Here is a 9,274-nt window from a genome sequence, read left to right as displayed (position 1 = left end):
CTTCACCCGGCCCTCGCCGGTCTCGATGGCGTCCCGGTGGACGTCCAGCACCACCTTGATGCTGGGGTATTTTTCCAGATAACTGCGCACCGTGGCGTTGCTGCGCTCGTAGCTGCCGTTGTAGCTGGGGTAGTCGTGGAGGGTGGCGTCCTGCACCGTCGCAATGCCCGCCGCGTTCAGCTGCCCGGCGATGGCTGCCCCCACCGCCACCATGTTGAGGCTGGTGTCGGTGCGGCGGCAGGTGTATTCCGGGTCGAACCAGCCCAGGTCCTCCAGCTCATAGCTCTCGGTGGCGTGGGTGTGCATGATGAGCACCTGGGGCTCATCCGAGCCCACCTCGATGCTGAAGGGCAGCGGGGCCGAGGCCGCCTCGGCCACCTCGGCGGCGGAGAGGCTGGTGCAGTTTTTGATGGTGCCCGCTTCGCAGGGGATGTAGGCGGCGCCGCTGCCCTGCTGGTAGTGGGCGCTCACGATGGCGCCCATCCCCTCAGGGGGCGGGCCGGGGGTGGGGGCCGGGGCGGCCTCCGCGTCCTCTTCCGGCTGGGCCGCCGGCTCGGCGGCTTCGGGCGCGGGGGCGGCCTCGGGCAGCAGTTCCTCGGGCGACGGGGTGGTGAACACCGGCGGGCTCTCCGCGTCCTCCACCTCGGTCTGGGCGGCAGCCACCGCCTCCTGCCGGAACATCCGGTCCGCCGCGCCGAAGGCCGCCGCCGGACTGGCCAGCAGGCTGCCCGCCACCGCCAGGCTGCCCGCCAGGTCCGGCACGCCGGCACAGCGGCCCGCGCCCATGGCCGCCGTGCCCACCGCCGCCGCCAGCGCCAGCGTTCCCAGCCGCCGCAGCGTTTTGGAATGTGCCAACGGCTCCCCCCCCTTTTCATAGTCCTGCTGAAAGGATATGCGCCGGGGGTCGTTCTTCATTCCATCAGTTGGCCAGATAGCACAGTTCCGCGATGGACAGGCGCTGCTGCAGCGCCTTGTTCACCGCCAGGGCCAGCAGCTCCGCGCCCTTTTTCACCACCGTGTCCAGCTGGCGGGGGGTGACGACGCAGCCCGGGCGGCCCAGAAGGTCGTCCGCCTCCATCATGGTGGGGATGCCCACCGCCAGCACCGGCACCCCCAGCATGGCCCGGGTGAGGCACTTGCCGCTGGAAGGCCGGGCGGGGCACAGGCCGGTGTCGCTGATCTGCACCGTGCGGCCCATGCGGGCCGGGTCGGAGGTGCACAGGCTGTCGATGCAGAGGAGGGCGGCGGGCTTCACCGCCCGCACCAGCCCCGCAAGCACCTGGGCCAGGGGGATGCCCGTCTCCCCCGACGCGCCGGGCGAGACGCAGCACACCTCCCGCAGGCCCAGCTCGGCGGTGCGGCTGTCCGGCGCGATGCCCCGCGTCACCAGCACGCCCCCCGCCGCCCGGGGGCCCAGCGCGTCCGCCGTGACCCGGCGGTTGCCCACCCCCGCCACCAGCACCGCGCCCGTTTCGGGCAGCATGGCCCGCAGCTCCCCCGCCACGGCGCTGACATAGCGCTCGTCTTTCGAATCCGCCACGGCGAGGCTGGGCATCTCCAGGGTGGAGTAGCGCCCCGCCGGGCGGGCAAGGCCGGTGCGGGTAATCTGCACCCGAGTGAGGGTGATGGGCCCGGAGCGGGCGGTGAACAGCTTGACCCCGCCGGGCACCTGCCCTTTGGAGGGCCCGTAGATCTCGTCGGCGATGTCGGTGTAAACAGGCATGAAAAAGCACCTCGCAGCGGTATGAAGTGGCCGCCGCCCGCGCCCTTTTGGCGCGGCGGGGCCCCATGGGAGTGTGGGCCGTCAGCGCCCGCGCCATACCGCCGGAAAAAAGTTTAAAAAACGCTTGCATGCGCCGCCCAAATGTGGTATTATAAATTGCACTGTTATGGGTAGTAAGGAGGTGGTACGAATGCCTAACATCAAATCCCAGAAGGATCGCGTGGTCCAGTCCAAGAAGGAAGCCCTTCACAACAAGGCGATCAAGTCCAACCTGAAAACAGTCGTCAAGAAGGCAAACGCTGCCATCGCCGCGAATGCCACTGACAAGGACGCCGTTGTCAAGGTGGCTGTTTCCACCATCGCCAAGGCGCAGAGCAAAGGCGTGGTCCACAAGAACACCGCCGCCCGCAAGATCAGCCGCATGGCGAAGCGCGCGAACAAGGCCAACGCCTGATTTTTCCAGACGAAAACAGAGACCTGCCGGTTTCGGCGGGTCTTTTGTTTTGCCTTTTTTTCGGGCCGGGGCGCGCGTTGCTTCGCCGCACCCCCCCGCGCCGGGCGCATCCGGCAAAAAAGGGCCGGCCCCCGCGCTTTTGGGGCCGGCCCTTTCGGTTTTCGGTTCAGTTCGCCGCAGAGGAGGAAGAGGATGGCGCCGGGGAGGCGTCCAGCTCCTGCTGGCCTTCTTCGGCGGCGTCCATCACGCTTCCCATGGTGCGCCCTTCGTCCACGTTCATGCCGGAGATATATTCATAGCCGGTGGCAAGGCCCAGGTCCTCGGCGGCCACGGGCTTGTCCGGGCTGCGGAAATGCTCGTTTAAAATGCGGGCGCAGTTCTCCCGGTCGATGTAATACACCCAGGTGTGGCCGTTGATGTGGGCCGAGCCGCCGGGCGCGCGCACGATGAAGATGTTTTCCGGCTCGATCTTGAGCATGGTGTCGTACAGGCCCCAGATGTCGGTGATGTCCAGGCTGGTGTTGATGTAGTGGGCGATGAGCTTGCAGGTGGTGTAGTAGTCCGCCAGGGTGTAGTCCTCCAGGAAGGTCTTGACCAGGGCGGCGTAAAAGTACTGCTGGGTCTCCAGCCGTTTATAGTCGGCGGTGGCGTAGTTGCGGTTGCGCAAAATCAGCTCGGCGGTGTCGCCGCTGATGAGGTGGGTGCCCTGGGGGCAGACCCGGTCCTCCTTGCCGGTTTTCTTGTCTACGGTGATGATGTCCCAGGGGACATACATCTCGATGCCGCCCATATTGTTCAGCATGGTCTTGAAAGCGTTCATGTCGATGGTGACATAGTCGTCCACCGGCAGCCTGAACAGCTCGTAGATCTTGTTGGCGATGTTGTTGATGAGGTTTTCCTGGTCGGGGCCGTTGGCATAGACCTCGTTGATCTTGCCTTCGATGGCCTTTCTGCCATCGCCCATGTCCTCGCCGTAGTAGGTGTCCCGGGGGATCTGGAAGGCGTTCACGGTGCCCGCGTCCCGGTCGATCTGCAGGTAGAGGATGACGTCGGTGTTGCCCTTGCCCTCGGCATAGTCACGGTCGGTGTCGTAGTCGATGCCCAGCAAGAGCAGGTTGTAGGTGCGGTCGCCTTCGGAGGCCAGGTCCGGGTCCTGCACCTGGTTCAGCTGGCCGGCCTCGCCCTCGTCCAGGGCGGGCGCCACCTGGCTGTAGAGGTACCACACGGCGCCGCAGGCGGCCAGCAGCACTGCCGCCAGCACGATCAGCGCCAGTTTGACGGCGCCGCGTTTGTTCTTCGGCTTGTTCAAAGGGTCGTTCCCTCGCTTTCGGTTTTTTGCGGCCCGGGTGGGCGGGCCAAAAATGTCAAAAGAGTTACAGAGGAATTATACTCCATCTTTTACGAAAAATGGAGGCTTTTTGCCCATTTTCGCCCATTGCCACAAAACCACATCCGTTTTTTTGCCATTTTACTATATTTTTACATTGCTTTTGTGCGTGGCCGGCGCACAAAAGCCCCCATGCAGGCGGCACAGGGGCTTTTGAAAGGGGGTTTTACTGAGTGACGAGGGTGGTGCCGGGGTAATAGTGGGCCAGGATGTCCGCATAGCCCCAGCCGTTGGCGGCGTAGCCCCAGGCGCCCATCTGGCTCATGCCGCAGCCGTGGCCGTAGCCCCAGACGGTGAAGGTGAAGGCCTCGCTGCCCGCGTCGTAGGCGACGTCGAAGGCGGCGGAGCGCAGGGTCTTGCCGTTGACGTTGTTCAGCACGCTCTCCCGCAGCTGGCGGCCGGTGGTGGTGGCGGTGCCCACCCGGATGCTGGTGACGTAGCCACTGGAATTCTTGACGATGTCGCCAAACCAGTCCTCAGGGTTGGAGCTGTAGGCATAGAGGTCCACGCCCAGGCGCTCCTGGGCGCGGGCGGCCACCTCGCTGGCGTAGTAGACCCGGGTGCTCTGCCAGTTGGAGGCATAGTCCTTGTCGTAGGGGCTTTCCACATTGATGAGGTAGGGCCGCGCGCCGCCCCACACCTCCTGGCTGGAGTTGGTGCCGAAGGCCGCGGAGGCAAAGTAGGGGGTGAAGGCCACGCTGCCGTTGTAGGTGAGGATCTGGCCGGCCACTTCCCGGGCGGCGGCGCGGATGGTCTCGTTGGGCTCGCGGCCCGCCACGCTGGGCGCGCCGCCCTGGCTGAGGATCCAGCTGTGGGCCGCCACTATCTGGGCCTTGTAGGCCTCCACCGGGGCGTTCGCGCCCATCTCGTTGCGGGCGATCATGGCCAGGCACTCCACCAGGTCCATCTCCTGGCGCACGCCGTTCATGGTGACGGTGATGGTGCTGCCGGAAGAGGGTGTGGGGGTGGGAGTGGGTTCGGGGGTGGGCGCGGGGGTCGGGCCCGGTGTGGGCGCGGCGGTGGCCGGCGTGCTGGCCGGGGGAGTTGCGCTGGGCTTCGGGGTGGCGGAGGCGTCCGGCGAGGCGGACGGGCCGGGGCTGGCGGAAGCGTCCGGCGCAGGGGAAGCGGAAGGCTCCACCGCTTCGCCGCCGCCCACCTCGCTCAGAGGCCGGTCCTCGTCGGGCATGCCGGCCTCCTCCTGCACGTCGCTGGAGGTGGCGCCGCCGGTCTTGTACCAGTTCAGCCAGTACTGGCTGAGGGTGGTGAGGCTGGGGGCGGAAACGCCCTCGCTCTCATACACCGCCATGGGCATCAGGGGCTGCTCGGCGGGCTGCACCTGGTTGCCGAAGAGGATGGCGGCCTCGTTTTCCCGCAGCTGGCGGCCGGTGATGGCCAGCATCCGCCCGCTGGCGGAGGGGCTGTCCGCCACCAGGGTGACGAAGGCGTCGCCGTCCTGCACATTGGCGGGCATCTCGTAAAGGCTGCGGGCCTTGGCCCCCAGCACGAAGGTGAGGTAGTCCTCGTAGTTGGACAGGTCCTGCAGGCCGTAGAGATCAAAGGCGGACTCGCCCGTTTCGGCGGGGTCCCACTCGTAGACCGCCAGCACCTTGTAGCGGTAGTCGCCGTCGGCGGTGTAAAGGGTGAAGCCGCTGTTCTCCTTCAGCACCTCCTCCTGCACCAGCCCGCTGAGCTGTTCCATGGAGGCGGCGGGGCAGCGCACGAGCACGTTGCTCTGGCTCTGGCCCAGGGTCTCCGAGCCGGTGAACCGGGGCAGGGCGTCCTCGGCGGCGTTCACCACGCCCCCCTGCCGGCCGCCGGGGGCCGCCGCGCCGGCGGACCAGACCAGCGAGCCGTCCAGTTCGGGCAGGGCCAGATAGGCCGCCACGCCCGCGTCCTTTGCCTGCTGGGCCAGCAGATAGTCCCGGGCCGCGTCGTCGTAGTCGGCGGTGCCGTAGCCCACGTCGCCCAGCACGCTGCCGCCGCCGGGCAGCTTGCCGCCCTGCCACAGCCACAGCGCCACGCCGCCGGCAATGGCCGCCACCAGCAGGACGCAGCCGATCAGCCGCCCCCAGTGGGGGCCGGAGGGCTTTTGCTCCTGCCCTTCATGGGCGGGTTCGGGGGCTTCGTCGCCGAACAGCAGCTGCGCCGCGCTGGTGAGCTGTTCGTCCGGCTCGAGAAGGCCGGCGGGCGCGCCCTCGGGCCGGGGCGCCTTGCCGGTGAAGGCCGGGGCCGCGGGCGCGGGGGCGCTTTGGGCCGGGGCGGATTTCGGGGCCTGCGGGGGCTGGGCCGGGGCCGCCTCCGCCTTGGGGGCTTCGGGGGCGGGCGGTGCGGCGGCTGCTTTGGCCGCTGCGGGCGCAGGGGCGCTTTGGGCCGCCTGGCCTGCCGGCGCGGGGGCCGCTGTGCGGGCGAGGCCCGCCAGCGCCTGGCCGGGCAGTTCCAGTTTCGGGGCGGGGCCGCCCAGCTTGAACCGCTCCACAAAGGGGTCCATCTCCCTGCCCTGGGCCATGCGGCGCAGCATGTCCAGCAGCCAGCCGGCGGCCAGGGCCTGCTCGTCGCCGCCCGCGGGCAGGGGCCGCACCCAGGCGTATTTGTCGTTGCAGGTGAGCACGAAGGCCGGATGCTGATCGCCTGCGGGGCAGTAGGCTGCGGCCCAGTCCGCCCCGGAGACCCGCAGCGCCGCGTGGGCGCGGGTGGCGGCGGGCTGCACCGGGCAGTGGGGGTATTTCTTCAGAAGGCGCTTGTTGGGCGCCACCCGCGCCCCCCGCTTGGGGTGGGCGTAGCTCTGGGCGCCGAAGTCGTAAACGCTGCCCGCCGCGTCGCATCCGGCGAGGGCGGCGTCCAGCAGCTTGCCGGTGGCGGCGTCCGCCGCAACGAACAGCCGGCCGGACTTTGCCAGCGCCTCCACCGCCACATTGGCCAGGCTCGTTTCGCCCACGCAGAACACCGCGTCGCCGAAGCGGCTTTCAAAGTAGTCCTGCCAGCGGCGGCAGACCGAGGCGGCGTTCCCGCCCCGGGCGGTGACGCAGACGGCGTACTCGCCGTTTTTCATCAGAAGGTTCAGGCCCGGGCAGCCCTGGCTCGCGGCGGTGCGCAGCACCTGGGTCACCTGGTCCAGCTGCGGGCCGAACAGCCGCAGCACCAGTGAGCAGGAGTTTTGTTCCATGGCGTTCACCTCTCAATCCGGGATGTCCCGGGCGTTCACCGCGCCGGGGATGGGCAGCCCCAGGGCCAGCCGGCGGGCGGCGTCCAGGGCGTTTTTTGCGGCGGCCAGGCGGATGGTGGCCCGGTCCCGGTTTCCCAGGTACAGGCGCTTGACCAGCACCTGGCCGCCCCGGGCCGCGCCCATGTATACAAGGCCCACCGGCTTTTCGGGGGTGCCGCCCCCGGGGCCGGCGATGCCGGTGAGGGCCACGGCCACGTCCGCGCCGGCGGCCCTGGCCGCCCCCGCCGCCATGGCGGCGGCCACCTGGGGGCTCACCGCGCCGTGCTTTGCCAGCGCCTGCCCGCTCACGCCCAGCAGCTTCTGTTTCGCTTCATTTGCGTAGGTTACAAAGCCGAAGCCGAACACCTCGCTTGCGCCGGGCACGTTCGTGACCAGCTGGCTCACAAGGCCGCCGGTGCAGCTCTCGGCGGTGGCGAGGGACAGGCCCTTCTGACGCAGGGCGCTCACCAGGGCGTATTCCAGCCCTTCCTCGCCCTCGGCGTAGATATACTCCCCCGCCAGCCGGTAGAAGTTTTGGGCGTAGCCCCGGCAGATGGCCCGGGCCGTTTCTTCATCGGGGGCGGCGGCGGTGATGCGGATGAGCAGCTCCGCCGTTTTGGCGTAGACGGCGGCGGTGGGGTTCTCATTTTTGAAGAGGTGGCCCAGCAGCTCTTCGGCGTGGCTCTCGCCGATGCCGGTGAGGCGCAGCACAAGGCTTTCCAGCACCCGGTGCTGGCCCTTTTGCAAAAAGGACCGCACGGCGCTTTTCCACAGAGGTTCCAGCTCCGAGGGCGGGCCGGGCAGCAGCACCGCCCGCTTGCCGCCGGATTCAAACCACACCGCCGGGGCGGTGCCGTTGGGGTTCTCGAACCAGCCGCCCTTTGTGGGCACCATGGCCTGTTTTTCGTTGTTGGCGGGGGTGGTGCGGCCGGTGGAGGTGAAGAAGGCGCGGATGCCTTCCAGCACCTTTGGCTCGAAGCGCATCCCGTCGCCAAAGCAGCGAGCCACCGTCTCCTTGGTCAGATCGTCCGCCGTGGGGCCGAGGCCCCCGGAAAACACCAGCAGGTCGCTGCGGCCAAGGGCGGCGCGCACCGTTTCCTCCAGGCGGGCGGCATTGTCGCCCACCACCTGCTGGTGCAGCACGTCAAAACCCAGCGCCGCCAGCTCCCGGGATAAAAAGCGGGCGTTGGTGTTCAAAATGTCGCCCAGCAGCAGCTCGGTGCCCACACAGATGATCTCGGCGGTCAAGTTCTTCTCCCCCTTTCGGCGGCCTCACAGCAGCAGGCCGTCCTCGTCTTCCTCCGATCTGCGCATGTCGATGCGGATGCGCTCCACGTCCTTTGCCGCCTGCTCTTCCAGCGCGGCCAGGCCGGGCATCTCCGCCTCGGCGGCCTCCACCTCGGCCAGGGTGGGCTTGGTCTTGGGGTGGGGCGGGGTGAAGATGGTGCAGCAGTCCTCATAGGGCAGGATGCTGGTTTCAAAGGTGCCGATGCGCCGGGCCACCTCCACGATCTCGGTCTTGTCCATGCCGATGAGGGGCCGCAGGATGGGCAGGTCCTGGGCCGCGTCGGTGCAGGCCAGGGCCATCAGGGTCTGGCTGGCCACCTGGGCCAGGCTCTCGCCGGTGACCAGGGCCTTTGCGTCGATCTCCTTGGCGATGCGGTTCGCGATGCGCATCATGCTGCGGCGCATGAGCACGGTGAACAGCACGTCGGGCGCGTGGTCCCGGATGTACTCCTGGGGGGTGGTGTAGGGCACCACATACAAAACGCAGCTGCCGGTGTAGCCGCTGATGGTCTGGGCCAGGGCCTGCACCTTGCGCTTGGCGGCTTCGCTGGTGTAGGGCGGGCTGGCGAAGTGGATGTGGTGCAGCGCAAGGCCCCGCCGGGCCATGTACCAGGCGGCCACCGGGCTGTCGATGCCGCCGGAGAGCATGTTCACCGCGCGGCCGCTGGTGCCCACCGGCAGGCCGCCGGGGCCGGGCGTCTTGGGGCCGTGGATGTAGGCGCCGTAGTCCCGCACCTCCACCATGACCACGATGTCCGGGTGGTGCACGTCCACCTTCAGGTGGGGGTGCTTGGAAAGCAGGAAGCCGCCCAGCTCCCGGCTGATCTCCGGGCTTTTCATGGCAAAGGACTTGTCCGAGCGCTTGGCCTCCACCTTGAAGGTGCGCAGGCTGCGCAGGGTCTCGCCCAGATAGCTTTCCGCGGTGGCCTTGATGGCCTCAAAATCCTTTTCGCACACCGCCGCCCGGCTGAGGGCCGCCAGGCCGAACACCTGGCTCACCCGCCTGAAAGCCTCGTCGAAGTTGGCGGCGGCCTCCTCGTCCTGGGGCTCCACATACATGGTGCTCTGGGCCTTGTAGACCTGGAACTTGCCCAGCTCCCGCACGCGGAAGCGCAGGGCCTTGGCCAGCGCCGCCTCAAAGGTGGCCTTGTTCAGGCCCTTCAGGGCCATCTCGCCCTGATAGCACAAAATGACTTCCTTCATCGCCGTTTCTCCTTACCT

At 68.2% G+C, this 9,274-nt stretch carries 7 protein-coding genes; 1 reads left to right on the top strand and 6 read right to left on the bottom strand.

The window, feature by feature from the left end; genetic code table 11:
* Together ACH2AT_RS07255 and gpr are read right to left on the bottom strand one after the other, a co-directional pair.
* Nucleotides 1–855, bottom strand: an 855-nt coding sequence (locus ACH2AT_RS07255) for a stage II sporulation protein P (protein ID WP_394964769.1), incomplete at its 3' end; no start/stop codon positions are given.
* Between the two features lie 64 nt (nt 856–919).
* Nucleotides 920–1,723, bottom strand: coding sequence for a GPR endopeptidase (gene gpr, locus ACH2AT_RS07250; protein WP_394964767.1), 804 nt, complete (start codon nt 1,721–1,723; stop codon nt 920–922).
* A 190-nt stretch (nt 1,724–1,913) separates the two neighbouring features.
* Between gpr and rpsT the strand changes: the two genes are divergently transcribed.
* Nucleotides 1,914–2,177 carry a 30S ribosomal protein S20 gene (gene rpsT, locus ACH2AT_RS07245; RefSeq protein WP_394964765.1) on the top strand — a complete coding sequence of 88 codons (264 nt, stop codon included), beginning with the start codon at nt 1,914–1,916 and terminating at the stop codon, nt 2,175–2,177.
* 166 nt (nt 2,178–2,343) lie between these two features.
* Here rpsT and ACH2AT_RS07240 read toward each other — a convergent pair whose 3' ends face one another.
* The 4 genes from ACH2AT_RS07240 to thiI all read right to left on the bottom strand — a co-directional run bounded on the left by ACH2AT_RS07240 (nt 2,344) and on the right by thiI (nt 9,256).
* Nucleotides 2,344–3,486: an LCP family protein gene (locus tag ACH2AT_RS07240; protein ID WP_394964763.1), complete on the bottom strand. Its 1,143-nt coding sequence runs from the start codon at nt 3,484–3,486 to the stop codon at nt 2,344–2,346.
* 244 nt (nt 3,487–3,730) lie between these two features.
* A complete protein-coding gene (locus ACH2AT_RS07235) occupies nt 3,731–6,727 on the bottom strand; it encodes a SpoIID/LytB domain-containing protein (protein WP_394964761.1) in 2,997 nt (998 codons plus the stop codon).
* Nucleotides 6,728–6,739: 12 nt separating this feature from the next.
* On the bottom strand, nt 6,740–8,014 hold the full coding sequence (locus tag ACH2AT_RS07230) for a competence/damage-inducible protein A (RefSeq protein WP_394964759.1): 1,275 nt from the start codon (nt 8,012–8,014) through the stop codon (nt 6,740–6,742).
* A gap of 24 nt (nt 8,015–8,038) precedes the next feature.
* On the bottom strand, nt 8,039–9,256 hold the full coding sequence (gene thiI, locus ACH2AT_RS07225; RefSeq protein ID WP_394964757.1) for a tRNA uracil 4-sulfurtransferase ThiI: 1,218 nt from the start codon (nt 9,254–9,256) through the stop codon (nt 8,039–8,041).
* Nucleotides 9,257–9,274: the final 18 nt, after the last annotated feature.

Origin of the sequence: Candidatus Allofournierella excrementigallinarum (genome assembly GCF_944388085.1) — a bacterium.
Taxonomy (GTDB): domain Bacteria; phylum Bacillota; class Clostridia; order Oscillospirales; family Ruminococcaceae; genus Allofournierella_A; species Allofournierella_A excrementigallinarum.
The sequence above is the reverse complement of the archived record's forward strand: the minus strand, read 5'-3'. Positions and strand labels throughout refer to the sequence as shown.